The 16,641-nt window shown below is 64.2% G+C and carries 22 protein-coding genes and 1 pseudogene; 20 read left to right on the forward strand and 3 right to left on the reverse strand.

Translation table 11 applies throughout. The annotated features are described in order from the left end of the window. The first annotated feature begins 35 nt into the window (after positions 1-35). From NP4_RS20255 to NP4_RS20350, 20 genes and pseudogenes are all read left to right on the forward strand, one after another. Positions 36-923 (forward strand): hypothetical protein, encoded by an 888-nt coding sequence (locus NP4_RS20255; RefSeq protein ID WP_068000005.1) that lies wholly within the window; start codon positions 36-38, stop codon positions 921-923. Beyond that, on the forward strand, positions 920-2,557 hold the full coding sequence (locus tag NP4_RS20260; RefSeq protein WP_068000221.1) for a Gp37-like protein: 1,638 nt from the start codon (positions 920-922) through the stop codon (positions 2,555-2,557). Before NP4_RS20255 ends, NP4_RS20260 begins: the two co-directional genes overlap by 4 nt. 30 nt (positions 2,558-2,587) lie before the next feature. After that, positions 2,588-3,034: a phage gene 29 protein family protein gene (locus NP4_RS20265; protein ID WP_068000007.1), complete on the forward strand. Its 447-nt coding sequence runs from the start codon at positions 2,588-2,590 to the stop codon at positions 3,032-3,034. Between the two features lie 152 nt (positions 3,035-3,186). Then, a complete protein-coding gene (locus tag NP4_RS20270) occupies positions 3,187-4,581 on the forward strand; it encodes a peptidoglycan DD-metalloendopeptidase family protein (RefSeq protein ID WP_068000009.1) in 1,395 nt (464 codons plus the stop codon). Continuing rightward, entirely contained in the window at positions 4,574-4,786 is a 213-nt protein-coding gene (locus NP4_RS20275; protein ID WP_068000010.1) for a holin, read from the forward strand. The genes NP4_RS20270 and NP4_RS20275 overlap by 8 nt, the downstream gene beginning before the upstream one ends. Positions 4,787-4,792: 6 nt before the next feature. Beyond that, positions 4,793-5,194, forward strand: a complete 402-nt coding sequence (locus NP4_RS20280; RefSeq protein WP_068000012.1) for a hypothetical protein — start codon at positions 4,793-4,795, stop codon at positions 5,192-5,194. Further along, complete coding sequence (locus NP4_RS20285) at positions 5,191-6,036, forward strand: hypothetical protein (protein WP_068000014.1); 846 nt, start codon at positions 5,191-5,193, stop codon at positions 6,034-6,036. The genes NP4_RS20280 and NP4_RS20285 overlap by 4 nt, the downstream gene beginning before the upstream one ends. Before the next feature lie 3 nt (positions 6,037-6,039). Then, the gene (locus NP4_RS20290) at positions 6,040-6,420 is read left to right on the forward strand and encodes a hypothetical protein (protein ID WP_068000016.1); all 381 of its coding nucleotides are present in this window, start codon (positions 6,040-6,042) and stop codon (positions 6,418-6,420) included. Continuing rightward, positions 6,417-6,740: an LtfC-like domain-containing protein gene (locus NP4_RS20295; protein WP_068000018.1), complete on the forward strand. Its 324-nt coding sequence runs from the start codon at positions 6,417-6,419 to the stop codon at positions 6,738-6,740. Before NP4_RS20290 ends, NP4_RS20295 begins: the two co-directional genes overlap by 4 nt. Further along, positions 6,737-8,515 (forward strand): phage upper tail fiber protein, encoded by a 1,779-nt coding sequence (locus NP4_RS42675; RefSeq protein ID WP_068000020.1) that lies wholly within the window; start codon positions 6,737-6,739, stop codon positions 8,513-8,515. The genes NP4_RS20295 and NP4_RS42675 overlap by 4 nt, the downstream gene beginning before the upstream one ends. After that, entirely contained in the window at positions 8,515-9,057 is a 543-nt protein-coding gene (locus NP4_RS20305) for a hypothetical protein (protein WP_068000022.1), read from the forward strand. The genes NP4_RS42675 and NP4_RS20305 overlap by 1 nt, the downstream gene beginning before the upstream one ends. Positions 9,058-9,084: 27 nt before the next feature. Next, positions 9,085-9,786 (forward strand): hypothetical protein, encoded by a 702-nt coding sequence (locus NP4_RS20310; RefSeq protein WP_068000024.1) that lies wholly within the window; start codon positions 9,085-9,087, stop codon positions 9,784-9,786. Continuing rightward, entirely contained in the window at positions 9,786-10,397 is a 612-nt protein-coding gene (locus NP4_RS20315; RefSeq protein ID WP_147287956.1) for a hypothetical protein, read from the forward strand. The genes NP4_RS20310 and NP4_RS20315 overlap by 1 nt, the downstream gene beginning before the upstream one ends. Positions 10,398-10,429: 32 nt before the next feature. After that, positions 10,430-11,170 carry a hypothetical protein gene (locus NP4_RS20320; RefSeq protein WP_068000030.1) on the forward strand — a complete coding sequence of 247 codons (741 nt, stop codon included), beginning with the start codon at positions 10,430-10,432 and terminating at the stop codon, positions 11,168-11,170. Positions 11,171-11,184: 14 nt separating this feature from the next. After that, positions 11,185-11,394, forward strand: coding sequence for a hypothetical protein (locus NP4_RS20325; protein ID WP_068000031.1), 210 nt, complete (start codon positions 11,185-11,187; stop codon positions 11,392-11,394). A 49-nt stretch (positions 11,395-11,443) separates the two neighbouring features. Next, complete coding sequence (locus NP4_RS20330) at positions 11,444-12,193, forward strand: virginiamycin B lyase family protein (RefSeq protein ID WP_068000032.1); 750 nt, start codon at positions 11,444-11,446, stop codon at positions 12,191-12,193. Between the two features lie 42 nt (positions 12,194-12,235). Beyond that, a complete protein-coding gene (locus tag NP4_RS20335) occupies positions 12,236-12,817 on the forward strand; it encodes a hypothetical protein (protein WP_068000034.1) in 582 nt (193 codons plus the stop codon). Positions 12,818-12,822: 5 nt separating this feature from the next. Beyond that, positions 12,823-13,401, forward strand: a complete 579-nt coding sequence (locus NP4_RS20340) for a hypothetical protein (RefSeq protein WP_068000036.1) — start codon at positions 12,823-12,825, stop codon at positions 13,399-13,401. 396 nt (positions 13,402-13,797) lie between these two features. Beyond that, positions 13,798-14,130: pseudogene (locus NP4_RS20345) on the forward strand (transposase); the annotation flags it as partial. A 122-nt stretch (positions 14,131-14,252) separates the two neighbouring features. Beyond that, complete coding sequence (locus NP4_RS20350; RefSeq protein ID WP_068000039.1) at positions 14,253-14,741, forward strand: HAD domain-containing protein; 489 nt, start codon at positions 14,253-14,255, stop codon at positions 14,739-14,741. 42 nt (positions 14,742-14,783) lie between these two features. Here the strand turns inward: NP4_RS20350 and NP4_RS20355 are convergent, their stop codons facing one another. The 3 genes from NP4_RS20355 to NP4_RS20365 form a co-directional block, all read right to left on the reverse strand. Beyond that, positions 14,784-15,254: a hypothetical protein gene (locus tag NP4_RS20355; protein WP_068000058.1), complete on the reverse strand. Its 471-nt coding sequence runs from the start codon at positions 15,252-15,254 to the stop codon at positions 14,784-14,786. A gap of 123 nt (positions 15,255-15,377) precedes the next feature. Next, complete coding sequence (locus tag NP4_RS20360; RefSeq protein WP_068000060.1) at positions 15,378-16,160, reverse strand: NHL repeat-containing protein; 783 nt, start codon at positions 16,158-16,160, stop codon at positions 15,378-15,380. Positions 16,161-16,284: 124 nt separating this feature from the next. Then, entirely contained in the window at positions 16,285-16,638 is a 354-nt protein-coding gene (locus tag NP4_RS20365) for a hypothetical protein (protein ID WP_068000062.1), read from the reverse strand. Between the last annotated feature and the right edge of the window lie 3 nt (positions 16,639-16,641).

Consider the following 16,641-nt stretch of genomic DNA (forward strand, 5'->3'; position numbering starts at 1 on the left):
GCCGACCACCGACAACCGAATAGGCGAATACTGCTGTGGACAACCGCACGCTCGTGGAGATCGAAGGCTGCAACGGCAGCTGGTTCACGATTTCCGGGCCCGGCATGGGCGACCAGGGCATCATCCTGGGAACCGATCTCGAAGGCATCTACGACGCGCCCGTCAAGACCATCTACACCGAGCATGCGCACCAGATCGGCGCGAGTTACGCCGGAATGCGATATCTCAAGCGCGACATCGTATTCGGAGTGTGGATCGACGGATTCAACGGTGACACCTGGCAGTTCAACGACAGCGAGTGGCGCAAGGCATGGTCCTACGACCGGGACACCAAGATCTGGGTCACCACCCAGGAGTCGGGCCGCCGCTGTCTGAAGGCGCGACTGTCCGAACAGCCGCAGTTCAAACCGGAGAAGGATCCCAACCTCACCAAATCCGCGCGCGTGGTGATGACCATCGTCAGCGGTGACCCCTGGTGGTACGAGGAACGCGACTACACCAGCACCTGGGTATTGAGCTCGGGGACGTCGGGCTCGGGCACGGTGACCGTCGACAATCCCACCGATCAGCCGGTGTGGATGAAATGGGTGCTCCAGGGCGGCGCGCGATGGACGATCCCCGATTTCAGCTTCGGCGACAACACCTTCGGACGTGCGGTACAGGACAAGGACCGCAAGATACAGATGCCCAAACAGAAGCCGGGCCAGGAATTCCGCATCGACACCGATCCGCACGAGGATATGCTGCGCGACCCGGCGGGCACGCAGGTGTGGTCACTGATGGGCGGCGTGACATTCAACTACCCACTTCCCGCCTACACCACGAGGATTCAGCTGCCGGTGTCGGTGGCCGAAGCCGACGCCGGAGTCGGCGTGCAGGTGCGGTGCGCGCGCGCGTGGAGCCGACCGTGGGGGCTGGAATGAGCGTCCCCACAGTCGATTTCGACGCGGTCTATGAACGATTCCGCGCCAACGCCGCCGATGAGCGGTTCCGGCGGCTCGCACCGCCGCTGGTGCGAATCTGGGACGGCAACTGGCAGCTGCGCGGCCGGGTCACCCGCATCGTGTCCGCGGAGATCAACGAGGTCAACAACGACACCGGCATGGCCACGATCGAACTGCCGCTGGACTATTGGATCAGCGATTGGGTGGTCAACCTCGAGAAGCGGACGTCGAATATCCACCTGACCGTGGACAAGGACAATATTCGCTGGTCGGGTCGGATGGATTCGTTCACCGTCCGCAAGAACGCCGACGGTTCGGGTGTGCTGGCGCTGTCGTTCAAACACGACTACGAAGAACTCAAACACATCATCTGCTATCCGAATCCGTTCCTGCCGCCGGAGGTGCAGTTCCCGAAGTTGTGGTTCTGCTTCGGCCCGGCCAAGTGGGCGCTGAAGCTGACAGCCCACTTGAACATCATGCGGCTCAACGGCAAGTTCTGGGACCTCAGCCCCGACCCCATGGATCCCGCCTACTGGCCCTCCGACGGCCGCTCCAGCTGGTCGATGGTGGTCAAGCCCGATCCGATCGGAATCGACAATTCCCTTCCCGCGCTGGTGATCTCGCGCATGAAGTCGCTGCACGACGCCAGTAAGAAGATCGTCGCCGACGCCCAGTTGACCTGGACCTTCCGCCGATTCCTCCCCGGCGACCCCGAACCGTGGCCCGGCGCGAACCTGCGCTACGGATGTCTGGTCATCGACCTCGAGGACCGCTCCGGATTCACCAAGGGCACCAGCTTCTTCGGCGATCTGTTCGGCGGCCTGGTCCGCGCGTTCGTCAACCTCGGCTCCGACGGCCTGAAAGAGGGCATCGACATCATCGACGACCCCTCGATACCGGCCGAATACCGCGACCCCGACTTCAAAGGCACACTGCCGGAAGCACCCTGGGTGATCTACCGCGACGGCCCGCACACCGGCATCCAGACCAGCGAGTTCACCGTCAAACCCGCCACCGACGTCGGCGTCATCGCGGGCGGCCACTCACCGGCGGGCGTGAACGAGCTGATCGGCGCGGCCATCCAGACCGTCGGCGACCTCATCGCGGCCGCGGTCTTCGTCCCGCCGATCGGCGGCGCGCTGGACCGGATCCTGGCCCCGCTCTACACCGATGTGCTGTTCAGCTTCGGCAAGTGGGGATTTCCCGACCGCAAGGCGAAACTCGGCTGGTCGCACTATCACGAGCATTTCCAGGAGGGCGCGGACAAGGCCTACAGCCTCGGCTGGCTGCTGGCGATGCGCGCCGGGCAGTGGGCGACCCGGGAGACGACCAGTCATGAAGTGGTGGTCGCCGATGGTGCGCCGTACCATATCGGTGGCCGGGGATTCGGACATTTCTACCTCGGCGACCGCGTCGGCTCCACCGTGCGCGGTATGGCCCCGGGCCGCGTATTCGTCGACCGCGTCACCCAGGTGTCGCTGGCATGGAACCGCGAGCAGGCGCCCGGCTGGAAGATCACCGTCGGCCAACGCGAAGACCAGGACCCCGTGATCAAGGCATGGGAGCAACTGCGCGAAATCCTCAGCCTGATACAGGATCTCGGCGTGCTGTGACCGAAAACTGAATAGAGGACATACGTTTCGATGTTGAAGACCATCGAGGACACCGATTTCGACGACCCCGAAGACCACTTCGCGGCCGCCTTGCAGAACGTCCCGGGACTAGGCCCCGGCGGTGTGGCGATCCCGCTGGCCTGGGCGCAGATCATCTCCAAACACCTGGTCGAATGCGGATATGTGTTCGCGCCCTGGCTGCGACGGCTGGCCGACGCGGACGGCAGGATCGACGTGAAGAATCTGCCCGAGCAGACCAAGAAGCTGCAGCGTCCGGCGCGCGGCCCGAACCACGCGTGGAATCCCGCGGTGCGCTGGGTGCCCATGGACACCCCCGATCCGGAACCGGTCGTGCTGCCCGACGTCAACACCCTCACCGACCAGGAACGCGGTGCGCTGCTGGAGATGTTCCGCGCCCGCGGCGACCTGCCCGAGCCGGTCCTCGACGACGACATCGCCCGTGTGATCGAGGGCTGAGCCTGTCCCGACACCGAGGGAAACATCTACCACCCGCCCGAACGGCAGGTGAGAATCGGGAGACAACCGGCCGCGATCTCCCCGCGGCCGCAGCTGTCTCGCCGTCGCTGCTTCCCGCACAGGTTCGTTGGAGTTCCCCGTTGATTCGATGCATGCCCCTGAAACAAGGCACCTACACGATCGCCTCCGGGTTCGGAATCCGCGGTGGCAGCATGCATTACGGCCTGGACTTCGCCGCCGCCGACGGCACTCCGATCTACGCGGCGCAGGCCGGAACCGTTGCCTATATCGGGCCGGCGCAGGGCTTCGCGCAATGGATCGTCCTCGATCATCCGGCGCAGGCGGGCGGCGGCACCACGGTGTACGGGCACATGTGGGACGCGCACGCCACCGGATTGAAACTGGGTGATTGGGTCGCGGCCGGACAGCTGATCGCCTACGTCGGCAACAATGGCGAATCCAGTGGCCCGCATTGCCATTTCGAGGTACACCCGAGCGTGTGGCGGCCGGGCTCGCAGATCGACCCGGCGCTGTGGCTGGCCGGTGCGACCGAACCGGGCGCTCCGGTGCCGCCGCAGCCGCAGACCTACTTCGGTATCGATATCGCCTCGTATCAGGCCGGGCTGGATATGGCCGCGGTCAAGGCCGAGGGCTTCGCCTACGTGCTGGCCAAGGCCACCGAGGGCGACAGCTACGTCAACCCGTTCTACTGCGAGCAGCGCGACGGTGCGCGCGCGGCCGGAATGCTGTTCGGCGCGTATCACTATGTGCGCGAGGGCAGTTCGGCCGCAGCGCAGGCCGAGCACTACGCCGCGGCCGAGCCGGACCGGGCGATACCGGTCATGCTCGATGTCGAAATCGGCTCCGGTGGTGTGGAACTCGTCCGTGAATTGGTCGCCGAGTTCACCGCCCGCGGCTACCGCGTCAATCTGATCTACCTGCCCAACTGGTACTGGTCCGGCAATCTGGGCAGCCCCGACCTCACCGGCCTGCCGCCGCTGATGTCGTCGAACTACGTCGACGGCTCCGGCTACGCCGCCACCCTCTACCCCGGCGACACCCATCGCGGCTGGAACGGCTACGGCGGCAATTCCGTCGCGGTGTTCCAGTTCTCCGACAGGGGCCTGGCCGCCGGACACGCACTCGACGTCAACGCCTTTCGCGGCACACCCGCCGAACTGGCCGCCCTGTTCGACACCCAGGAGAACGACTTGCCCTACACACCCGAAGATCTCAAAGCGATCGTCTTCGACTGCCTGAAGACCTACGTCGGCCCGATGGGCAGCGATATCAAAGACATTCGCTTCGAGCTGACCGGCGGCCGCGACTCCGGCCAGTACCCGGGCCATCCGTCGCTCTACGACATCCGCGCGGGCAAACCCGGCGCGGAAGTGTTCCACGGCACGGTCACCCGCTTCATCCAGGAACTCGACGCCAAGGTCGAAACCCTGTCCCGCGAGAACGCGGTGCTCGCCGAGAGGCTCACCGAACTGCTCGCGCGCCCGATCGCGGCCCCCACCACCGATACGGAGAATTCCCATGGCTGATGTTTTCACCAAGGCCGGTCTCGTCGACGCCGGTAAGCGGGCGCTCAAGACCTTCGCCCAGACGCTCGCGGCCTCGCTGGCCGTATTCACCGGTGTGCTGGACACCAACTGGACCGCCAGCCTCGGCGCGGCCGGTCTCGCGGCCCTGATCTCGCTGCTGCACAACATCGCCGGTGACGCGGCCGCCTCGGGTCAGGTGCGGTAAGCCACCGTGCCCGACACCCATCCGTGGGTGGTGTGGGCCTCGGTCGTCGTCGCGGTCATCACGATCGCGGCGGCGGCCGTGCCGAAGGTCCGTGAACTCCTCCGCCCGCTTCTCGACTTCATCTACGGATTCCGTGTGAGCCGCATCAAGCGTCAGGCCCGAATCGAGGCCGCCGCGGCGGTCCTCAACGATCAGCGCGTCGAACTGCTCTCAGTCCAATTGTCCGGCGTCGCCGCGCAGTTGGACGGCGTGCTGCGCCAGTCGAGAGAGGATGCCATTCGCTATCAAACCGAAATTGCCTCCCTGCGTACCGAATTGGCGGATACCAAACGTGAGCTCGCCGCCAGTCGAGTCGAAATCGCGGCGCTGCGAGCCGAATTGGCAGAGTATCGAGGAGCGCAGGCGTGACATTCCCGGTAGGCAATCCGCCCGACGGCGCGTTCCAGGTCGGGTCGAAGTTCGGTAAGGACCTCAACAAGGACACCGCGGTCGCGATCATGACCGGGGGCATCAAGCAGAAGTTCACCGATGTGCGCGGTACCTACAAAGATCAGGTCGAGGATCCGATCAAGGACAAGCCGTCCCTGTCGCAGGTGCCGGTCGGATCGCCGATGTGGCAATCGTTTCGGGCGAACGAGGACACCACCTTTCCCCGCACCCAGCTGACCTTCGGCGCCGCCTCGTCGACCTCCTCCGGCGGCGGCAGCAACAACAGCCACACCCATTCGCTGCGTGTCACGCCGGACTATCAGCCCGCCGGACACGGCGCGAGTTACCTCGAACTGGGATACATCCAGGCCCAACGCGACCGAACCTACACCGAGGTCGGATTCATCACCGGCGGATCGGTGACCGCCTTCGGAATCGGCGGCTTCTACATCGGGGTGTATTCGGTCGACACCGCGACCGGCAACCTGACGCTGCTCAATCCCGTCTCCGCGGCGGTGGATATGAAGGGCAGTTTCGGTGCGACCAATACCGAATACCGGTTCAACCTGGGCACCGCGCTCACCGCCAAGCAGGGCGATGTGTTCGCGATCGGACTGCTCCAGGTCACCGCCCTCGGGCAGACCTGCTCGTCGCTGCTGTGCATCACGATGAACAACATCACTCCGCCGCAGATCAGCTCGGCGTTCCCGCGCAAGAACTACTGCTACGCCGGTGGTTTCTCCGCGATTCCCGCGGCGATCGGCGAATCCGCGCTCAACTACAACGAATCGAACAAGGTCCCCTTCTACGTACTGCGATAGGTTATGGCCGACAAGCTCAAGCACATCAAGAATTTCTTCGTCGCCAATGTCCTCGACGGCTTCGGATCCCGCCGCTATATCGGGCATCACGATCTGGATCCGGCGCGCAAGTACATCCACAACTATGCGGTGCCGGGACTGTATGCGGCGATCATGACCGACGATCCCGACTACGACCCGCAGGGCGCGCCGACCGAGGCCGCCACGAATGCGGCGACACTGGCGTGGGTCAGCGACCTGCAGCGCGATATGCAGTCGCTCGGACGCATCGACCCGCATGGGGACCTGTATCTGATGATGTGCACGCCGGGCGCTACCGGCTGTTTCATGGACGACCTGTATGCGGCGTTGGATGCCGACGACCCGGGCTGGCGGTCGCGATGACCGCCCCCGGCCAGATCGGACTGCCGCCGCCGGTCGGCACGATGAACCTGAAGAAGTTCTCCGGCCTGGAATGGCAATTCCGTTGGTATGCAGGCGAATTCCCCGCCGGAGCGCAGCTGTATCTGCTTGTCGGCGACGACGACACCCCGCAGCGCTGGGATTTCACCATCTCCGGTGATATGGCCACCATCGCCATCAAACCCGAAGTGACCGCGGCCATTCCGGACCGGACCGCCTTCTACCTGATGTTCAAGGCCAATGCCGCGGCGCTGCCTGTCCAGTTGGAAATGGGCAAGGTCAAACAGTGGAAGGCCAAATGAGCGCGCCCCTGATCATCGGCCTGCCGCCCGCCACGCCCGCCCTCGGCCCGGGCACGATTCCCGCTGGGGGAGTGCTGGTTCCGGTCGCCGGACGCGACGGCCACGGCATCAGCTTCACCGGTGTCAAGAACACCTACGCCGATCTGCCCACCGGGCTCGGGCCCGGTGACAACGGGGTCTGCTACCTCGTCCTCGAGGACAACCTCGCCTACTTCTGGAACGGCGCGGCCTGGCCGGCCAAAGGCAAAGGCGCGCCGATCAAGGGCGACCAGGGCGATCCGGGCCGGGGCATCGACTCCATCACCGCCACGCCTGCGGGCCTGCGCTTCGCCATGACCACCGGCGTGACCCCGGTCGACGTCGCGGTGCCCGCCCTGACCAACGCCACCCAGGCCGCCGCCACCGCGACCAGCAAGGCCGACGAGGCCCTGACCTCGGCCGGACTCGCCACCAACGCGGCCGCCGCCGCCGATACATCGGCCCGCAATGCCGCCAATTCCGCTACCACCGCGGGCACTGCTGCGAGTACCGCGAACAGTGCGCGAGACCAGGCCACTACCGCGGCGACCAACGCTGGTTCCGCCGCGGACAAGGCAGCCGGATCGGCTTCGGCCGCCGCGAGCTCGGCCACGACCGCCGACGGTGCGCGCGCCGCGGCCCGCACGGCCGCCGATGACGCTGTCGCTTCGGCGAATTCGGCCAGTGCCGCCCGCGCCGACGCCCAAACGGCCCGCGACACCGCCAAGACTTCCGCCGACTCGGCCACCGATGCCAAAACCAATGCCGCGGCGTCGGCGGCCGAGGCCAAACACTGGGCCGAGCACGCCGCCGAAACCGTCTCCAGCGGGATTCCCAACGCGGACAAGACGATCAAGGGCGGCATCATGCTGCCCGGCGGCACCCCCGGCGAGTTGGGCGGCACCTTCGAACATCCCGTGGTCGTCGGCTGGTCCGGTAAGGCCGACGTGGCCAGTGTCGACGCCAAATACACCCGGCCCGGCAACGGCATCCCGGCCACGGATCTGGCTGCGGCTGTGCAGACCTCGCTCGGGCACGCGGACTCGGCCTATCAGAAACCCGCTGCAGGAATCCCCAAGGGCGACTTGGACTCTGCGGTGCAGACCTCCCTCACCCGCGCCGATACCGCCGTGCAGGTCGATGGCACCGGCAAGATTTCGGCCGCGATCATGCCCGCCATCGCGGTTACGGAATTCCTCGGTGCGGTGTCCGGTGAGTCCGCGATGCTCGCTCTGAGCGGGCAGCGGGGAGACTGGTGCACTCGCACCGACAAGGGCACCGACTGGCAGCTCATCGCCGAACCCGCAGGGCAGCTCGCGAATTGGCGCGAACGCACCTACCCGGCCTCTCCGGTGTCCTCGGTCAACGGCCGCACCGGCGCGGTCACCACGGCCTCCGTCGATATCACCGACGCCACCAGCGTCGGGCGTGCGGTCCTCATCGCAGCCACCGCCGCCGCGGCGCGCTCGACCCTTGGTGCGGGTACTTCCAGCCTCACTCTCGGCACTATCGCGGGGACGGCCGCCGCCGGGGACGATGCGCGGCTGTCCGATCAACGAGTGCCTGTCGACGGCAGTGTCACCAATGTCAAGATCGCCGGTGGGGCCGCGATCGCATTGTCGAAGCTGGCGACCGGATATGTTGCCGGACAAGATACTTCGGGTCCCCGAACGCTCACCCTCTGGGTCGGTACCGAGGCGCAATTCAACGCGATCGCCACCAAGGACGCCAACACCCTCTACCTGCGGACTGCCTGATGGGAGCCAGTCTCGGCACGGTCGGTATCACGAAAGTCGCATTGGGCGGCAACGATATTCAGAAGATCAGCCTTGGTGCGATCGACGTGTGGAGCGCGGTCGTTTTCATTCCCGTCGGGGCGACGGTCGGCACCGCGGCGACCTCCGGATCGCCGTTCGCGCTGATGCAGGGCTGGAAGGCCGATCCGAAATATCCGGGGTCGGCCGTGGCGTCCAACAAGCTGGTTGTCCCGGCCGCAGGGAAGGGCGTCACCATCGCGGCCTCGGTCATCTGGTCGGCGACTTCGAGTTACAAGCAGGACGTCACCATGCGCCTGACCCTCGACGACAAGCCCGTCGGCGCGGCGGGTCGAAAGGTCTCTGCGCCCGCGTGGGGGAGCGTCACCGCCGAGGTCGTCGCCAGCGGTATCGACGTCAAAACGGGCAGCGTCGTCGGCGTCGAGGCGCTCGGTGAGTCCATGTTCGGCAACGGTCCCACCGCGCAGGTCAGCGCCAGCTCCTACCTGCGCGTGTACCTGCCCACCCCGCTCGTCAGAACCTAGACCTCCATCTCGCATTGGAATCGTTCCATGGCAATCAGCCTCGCGGCCACCGGCATCGCCAAAGCCTCCCTCGGCGCTGCCGCCATCCAGAAGATCAGTCTCGGCACGACGCTGCTGTGGAGCGCCGGGACCAATGTGAACGACAACTTCAATCGCGCCAGCCTGGGTGGCAACTGGACCACTGCGGGATACAACGACGAACCCGCCGTGCCGACACTGAATTCCAATAGATTCCACGCCGGGGAACCGGCCGGATTCCTCTCCGGCTACGAGATGGCCGCCGGCTACACCGCCACGGCCGCACTCACCGACAACCATGCCGTGCGCGTCACCATCGCCACCGCGCTCACGGCCGAACAGGCCGGACTGATCGTGCGCGCCAACGCCGGCCTGAAGGACATGGTCATCGCCAAGATCACCACCAGCGGTGACAAGTCCGGCATCTGGACCATGGACGCCGGTGATCAGACGCGGCAGAAAAGCGCCGCCACAACCAGTTTCAAACCCGGAGATATCGCCGAATTCCGGGTATCGGGCAATATCTACCAACTCGTCCGCAACCCGGACTCCGCCGCCACCATAGTCGCGACGTGGACCGACACCGATGCGGACGTCAAGCCCGGACCGACCCGACGCTACGGCGGACTGTGGGCGTCCTCGTCCAAGGAATTCTCCGGCACCGCCACCTATTCCGCGGACCTGGACGACTTTGCCTTCAGAGACCTTTAGTGCCAACACCGTTCGAACAACCCAAGGAGCCAATCGTGTTGAAAACTGTCGTGCTGATGGGATCCGCTACGGATGCCCAGTTCTGGATTCCAGGATTCGTCAAGATCGACGATGTCCGTCAAATCGGTGATTTCGCCGCCGAATACGACGTCGTCTACGACGAGAGCAAGGTGCACGAGGTATCGATGGTCTTCGTCAGCAACTCCGGCGAGAACCCACCGCAGACGACGGATCCGTTCTATCCGCTCCCGAAAGCCCGCATATTCGGAGACCGGTGGGTATACACCTACTACCAGTACTCGCCCATTCCATCGAAGTGGGGCGGCGAGAAGACGATGGCATTCGTCGGCCGCGCCTATGGGATGCAGTTCTACGTGCCGGGACTGGTCGCCATCGAAAAGATGCGCGCGACCGGCAAGGGCGACGGCGAGATGGTCGAGATCTATGTGCGTGCATCCGGTGACAAGAAGGCCGAGATTCACAAGGTGAGCGTGACGTACACCGCGCCGGACAAGGAAATTCCCGCGGGCGCAATCGATCTCGGCCTCATCCACCCTCTGGGGTTGTGGGGATACGTCTATGCCACCGACGAAATCCTTCCGGCTGCTTGATTCGCAGCACAATTGAATACGGAGAAGTCGCCTTGACCGATAAGAACAGTGACGGCAATCAGGCCTATCGCTTTTATCACGGCATGCTGCCCGACGGCACCGAGTACGACAACTACCGGCTCTACCCGCCGCTGGACTACCAGGGGCACAAGCTGTGGACCATCAGCATCGTCTATCGCGAACACGATCCTCGCACCCAGAACGGCAATTTCGTCTACGTGCAGGTGTGCCCGATCACCGACAGCGGGACCGACTTCAACGTCCATCTGCCCGGTAGCCATGTGGCCGAATCCGCGCAATACGACCCGCCGCAGCACGGTGACTACCACCAGTACTACGTGCGAGCGCTGGAGGTCCTCGGCCACTACAAAAGCTTTCCCGGCGCCACCGCCGTCCTGATGCAGAAGACCAGCACCGGGCGGCATCAAGGAATCGGCTGGGCCTGCAAATTCGTGCCGCCGATCCAGACCAAGCGCGCCGCCTCCCCCGACGATATCGAGATGACCGAATACGCAATCGTCGAGGCAGTACAAAAGGGCCCCAACGGATTTCCCTCCGTCCAGGTGAGCACTGCCACCAAGGACGGCGAATACGTCCGCAAGACCGTGACCGAGCCGAACCGTAACGGATATCTGCTGCCCGGCACGACGGTCGTGCAGGACTTCCCGTGGCCGACCGATCCCGCCGACCGGCAACGCATCGACGCGCTGCTTCAGGACGCGATCACCTACGGGATGGGCTACAGCGCCCTGATCTACGAATTCAACATCTGACAAAGGAGATTCCCATGAGCAACCAGGACAAGATCAACGCCATCGCCTCCACCATCGGCCAGGTGCGCGACCTGGTCCTCAAGATTCACGCCGAGATCCAGAACATGAAGAGGAACCCCCCGGCCGAGAACCTGGACTTCTCGCGTCTGGATTCCATCCTGGAGAACCTGAAGGCGCATACCGAGGCCACCGATGCCGAACTGCCGGATCTGCCTGCCGCGTAACCGAATACATCTCTCTCCGATTCGGAACATTCAGCAAGGAGCGAACAGAATGACAAATCCGACCTACACGGTGTACGGGCGGCCGACCGGCGTCGCGCTCGACGCGGCCGGGAATATCTACGCCACCGGCAATCTATACGACCAGGTGTGGAAGTTCACCCCGCAGGGCGCGGAGACGAAACTGCCCGTTGCCGGGGCTCGCAAACCCAGTGCTGTGGCGGTGGACGCGGCGGGCAATGTGTACATCGCCAACAGTCAGCGAGGGTCGGAGGAAATCATTCGACTTCGCCCGAACGGCGCGCAGCAGACCATCAGAGTCCCCGAACTCAGAAAGCCCACTCAGCTGCGGTTCGATTCGGCGGGCAATCTTTACGTCGTGGACGGCTACGCGGGCCGCATCGTCCGGATCGCGCCGAACGGCGTCCAGGAGACCGTGCCCATCCAACTCGATTATCCGTACGCCCTCCACATCGATCGGGCGGGCGCGATCACGGTGACGATGATGGAACCGAGTCAGGTCGTCCGCTTCGAAACCGACGGCACGCGAACGGTCCTGCCGTTCACCAACCTCGATCAGCCGACCGGCCTGGATATCGACTCCGACGGCAATGTGTACGTCGCCCTGGCCGCGGGAGCGCTCCCCGGCGATCCGCGGGTCCTGAAGCTCACCCCAAGTGGCGAACAATCGGTCCTGCCGGTCGAGCTGAGCAACCTCGTCACCCCGGGGAACCTCGTCGTCCGTGACGGTGTCCTCTACATCGCCGACGGTCTCAGCGCCATCCAGACCCTGAAGCTCTGAAACGGCCGTAAGACTCTGCTACACAACTTAATAGGAGATTCCATGGCAATCGGAATCGTGACCGTCACCGGCTTCCCCGCCGCCCTGACCTATCACATCCCCGGCTTCGTCAAGATCGACGAAATGCGCCAGATCGGCGACAACGGCCTGTGCGAGTTCGTGATCGTCTACGACGACACCAAACTCGACGAAGTCTCCGAGGTCCTACTCTCCGGCGACTACTACCCGATGCGCCCGAACGCCCTCGACATCCGCTTGGGCACAGTTCATCTCGCCAATGGCTCCCGCTTCTACGTCTACTGGTATGCCCGCCCGGTCCCCCAACCCGACAGCGACGGCATCAGCGTCATGGTCGTCGCCGACACCATGGACCGGCTCGACTTCTACGTTCCGGGCTTCCTGCGCGTCGATCACTTCCGTCAGCTCGCGGACGAACGGCTGGAGCTGCATATCGTCTATGACCCGAAGCGCACCAACGAGATTCACCACCTGAAATTCCGCTCGGACTACAACCCGGACCCGACCCCGTCTCCGATGACGGTCGGCATCGGCAACCGCAAGGGCGGCGAGTCGTTCTACGTGCGGTACGAGGACACCATCGTCACGACCGCGAAGGCGGGCTGATCCCAATGGCCATCAAGAACATCGTCATGTCCTCCGGCCTGGCTCCGGAATTCTGGATTCCCGGTTTCGTCGAAATCGAAGAGATGCGCCAGACCGACAATCGAGGCTGGTACGACTTCTCCATCCTCTACGACGACACCAAACTCCACGGGATCCACCGAGTGGAGTTCGAGATCTCACTACCCGACCCGAGCGACACGTCGACCGGCCTCACCCCCCTCGGAAAGGTCCACGACTTCACCGGCACGTCCTTCTACGTGTACTACCGCACCGAGCCGATCCCGCCGCAGTGGACGGGAACGCACACCCGGGTCGTGACCGCCAAACTCGGCTGGACACCGATCGACATCTATATCCCCGGTTTCGTTCGCGTCGACAAGATGCGCCAGATCGACGAATGGGGCACCGTCGAGCTCTACATCCGCATGGACCTGAGCAAGAAGGACCAGATCCACCACCTCCAGGTTTCGGCGAAGAGTGATGAGCCGGACCTGACTGCCGGTACTGTCGAGCTGGGGATCGTCCATGAGCCCGGACGGTACCGGTACGCGACCTATACGAGCGAAATCCTGTCTGCCACATAGTGGCCGCGATATCTCCGCCGGCCCGTTCGCGGGCCGGCGGAGATTTGCGGTCAGCGCCCCTTATCCGCAGGCGTGAACCATGAAGACGACAACGATGCCGATCATGGCGAGCTAAAATGCCGCTTTCGGAGGCTTCCTCAGCCATCCGTCACGCTTCCCCTCCACGTACCTGTCCCATCGTGCGTGTCCGGCGGGCCCCGACAACCAGCGGTGAGCCCTTGCGGCGTGCGCGGCAGCGCAGATGGTTTCGCGCTCGGTTGCAGTATCCGCAGTTCTCTTTCAGAGCAATGATCAGAACCTGTGGATGACCGGAAAGGAGTACCTTCCGGGATGATCTTCGAATCCTGGATCTGATCAACCCTGGCGCGCCAACGCCGGGTGGAAGGTATGTCCCGAATGCTCGAAGTAATCGACGGTGGTGCCGGCTCCAACAACGACGCCGAGCCGGGTTCGCCGATTGACGAGATTGTGCGCGAGGGTGTGCGGGCGATGCTGGCGGCGGCGTTGCAGGCCGAAGTAGCCGCGTATATCGCTCGATTCGCTGATCGGCTCGACGAGAACGGGCATCGACTGGTGGTCCGTAACGGCTTTTACGCCGCCCGCGCCGTGACCACCTCCGCGGGTGCGGTCGAGGTCCGTGCACCACGGGTCAACGACAAGCGTGTCGATCCGGAAAACGGTGAGCATCAACGTTTCTCCTCAACGATCCTGCCGGCGATGGCGTTCAAACTGCTCGAGTCCGCTCAGAACCGGTGGCGGGCGGTCAGTGCGCCGCACCTGGTCGCTCTCGTCCGCGCGGGAGCACATTTCGATCGAGGCATTCTCGTCGAGCGTGAGCAGGGCACCGCAGCATGACCGACCGCCCGCTGTTATTCCTCGATGTCGACGGGCCGCTTCTCCCGTTCGGTGAGAACCCGCAACGCGAACCGCGTGATGTCGTGTCGCATTCGCACCTGTCGCGGCTCAGCCCCGAACTCGGGCGCCGACTGGCGGCACTACCGTGCGAACTGGTTTGGGCCACCACATGGGAAGACGACGCGAATGCCGAGATCGCGCCGCGCCTCGGGCTACCCCGGCTGCCGGTCGTGCATCGGCCCGATTCCTCCGTCGAGCACGAACACGAAGACCAGTGGTTCGGGCTGTGCTGGAAGACCCGGACACTGGTCGACTGGGCGGCCGGACGCCCATTCGCCTGGGTCGACGACGAGATCACCGACGCCGACCGCAATTGGGTCTCCGCACAGCATCCCGGTCGCGCGTTCCTCCGCCACGTCGAGTCGTTCCGTGGACTCAGCGACGAGGACATCGCAGCCCTTGATCAATGGCTGCGAGCAACCTGAATCACCCGAGATCCACAGAAATTGACAATTATCCCATATCCGCTATCCGAGGTTCGGCTTGTATACAGCGATGGATATTGCGATGAAATCCAAAGCCTCGGATGGCGTCATGTGTAGGCGGATATCCGGTTCCTTGCGGTAGCTGTCCTGCAGCATCATTGCCACCGTGCGCCCGGCGGCCTCCAGCGGTTGGCCTGTGAGAGTGAGCTTTTCGACCGAATCCGCCGTCGTCCTGCCCAGCGTGGTCAGGTTGTCGCGCGGGGTGGAGCTTGCCACTGCCGTCAGGGCGCCGCCCTTGCCTTTGACCAAGCCGACGAATCTGTCGTCTTCGCTGAGTGGCTGCGCCACAGCTGTGGTTCGGGGAACGGTGTATGCCGCGGCGGCGCTTGATATCTGGGTACTGGTGGAAGCGGCGGACTTCGGCTCGCTGTCGGAACCGCAGCCGACCGTGGCTGCCAGCACCACGCCCCCCATCGCACCAGCCAGAATGGTGCGCGTCTGAACTCTGTGCACGCAAGGACGGTAGCAGCACAGTGTCGGACATGATGGCCTGAGAGTTCCTGTACCGCAATGGCGGCCGCTTCGGACAGGGCTATGAACGCGGCTGGCTGTCCGCACGTTTGCCGGGGGCCTCGTCTATGCCGTGGGGATCAGCCGGTGCACAGTGCCCACCCAGTCCAGCACGGTGACGTTCCCGGAGTCGTCGACGCGGATGTCGATGGGGCGCAGGACGCTGAACTCCTCGAATGGCGGCTCTGTGACAGTGCCGGTGGGAGAGAGTATTTCGACGTTGTGTCTGATGGTGGTGTTGCCGAAGTTGGTGAGGTAGGTGTTGCCCTGGGCGTCGACGTCGATGCCGGTTGGTGCGTCGACCCTGTGGAATTGCAGGGTTGTCTGTACACCCTGGGGGGTCAGGCGGACGACGCTGCCCGACGAGGACGAGCCCTCGGCCTTGTTGGTGACGGTGATGTTGCCGGTCTTGTCCACTCGGATGCCATGCGGTACCAGCAGATTGGTGAAGGGGAGGTCTACCTGGGTGCCGTCGGGGGAGAGTCGGACCACGCGGTTGTTGCTGCCGTCGGTGACGTAGACATTTCCTGCCTGGTCGACGTCGACGTCGTTGGGGAATCGTCCCAGACCGGTGAACGGGAGCACGGTGACGACACCGTCGGTGCCGAGCTTCAGTACGCGGCTGCCGCCGTAGTCGACCACGTAGGCATTGCCGATCTGGTCGACTCGGATACCGGCGGGCGACCCCTGGAAAGTCATCGGGAGTGCGGCCTGCGTCCCGTCCAGCGAGAGCTTCTCCACCTGGCGCGGACGCTGGTTGGACACATAGGTGTTGCCTGCGGAATCGACCTCGAGGCCGATCGGCCCTCCCAGATTTTTGAATGGCAGCTTGATCTGTTTGTAGGCCATGACGAACCTTTCGCTATTCAGTTTTACCGGCCTGACGAGGCCCACCCTCTATCGTACTGAAAGGCTTTGTGGCACAAGGTGTTGGCGATATCGGCGAAAATGTGATCGGGGTGAGCGTTTACGTCTACGAGCGGATTTCGCTTTGACCGGTTGACGTTTCGTGCTCGACGCGGGCTCGGGCCTGCGGTGCAACCGCCGCCACCACCATCCGCCCGCACCAATCACGGCTGCGGCAATCGCGGACGGCGTCGCTCGAATCGACCAGCAGTTTCGCCTTGACCGTCGGTCCCACCTCAACGGTTCCCCCGTTGATGGGTGAGGTGTTCGGTAGCAGGGCCGCTATGCGGGATCTGAGTTCCTGCCCGTTGCCCAGTTCGAGTCCGATTCGTACGGTCTTGTCCATGTCCACCGACTTCGGGGCATGCCAGGTCGCGGCCGTCCGGACCAATTCGTGGGTTCGGGCGTCGAGGATCGCCAATTG

Origin of the sequence: Nocardia pseudobrasiliensis NBRC 108224 (assembly GCF_001613105.1) — a bacterium.
In the GTDB taxonomy this organism is placed as follows: domain Bacteria; phylum Actinomycetota; class Actinomycetes; order Mycobacteriales; family Mycobacteriaceae; genus Nocardia; species Nocardia pseudobrasiliensis.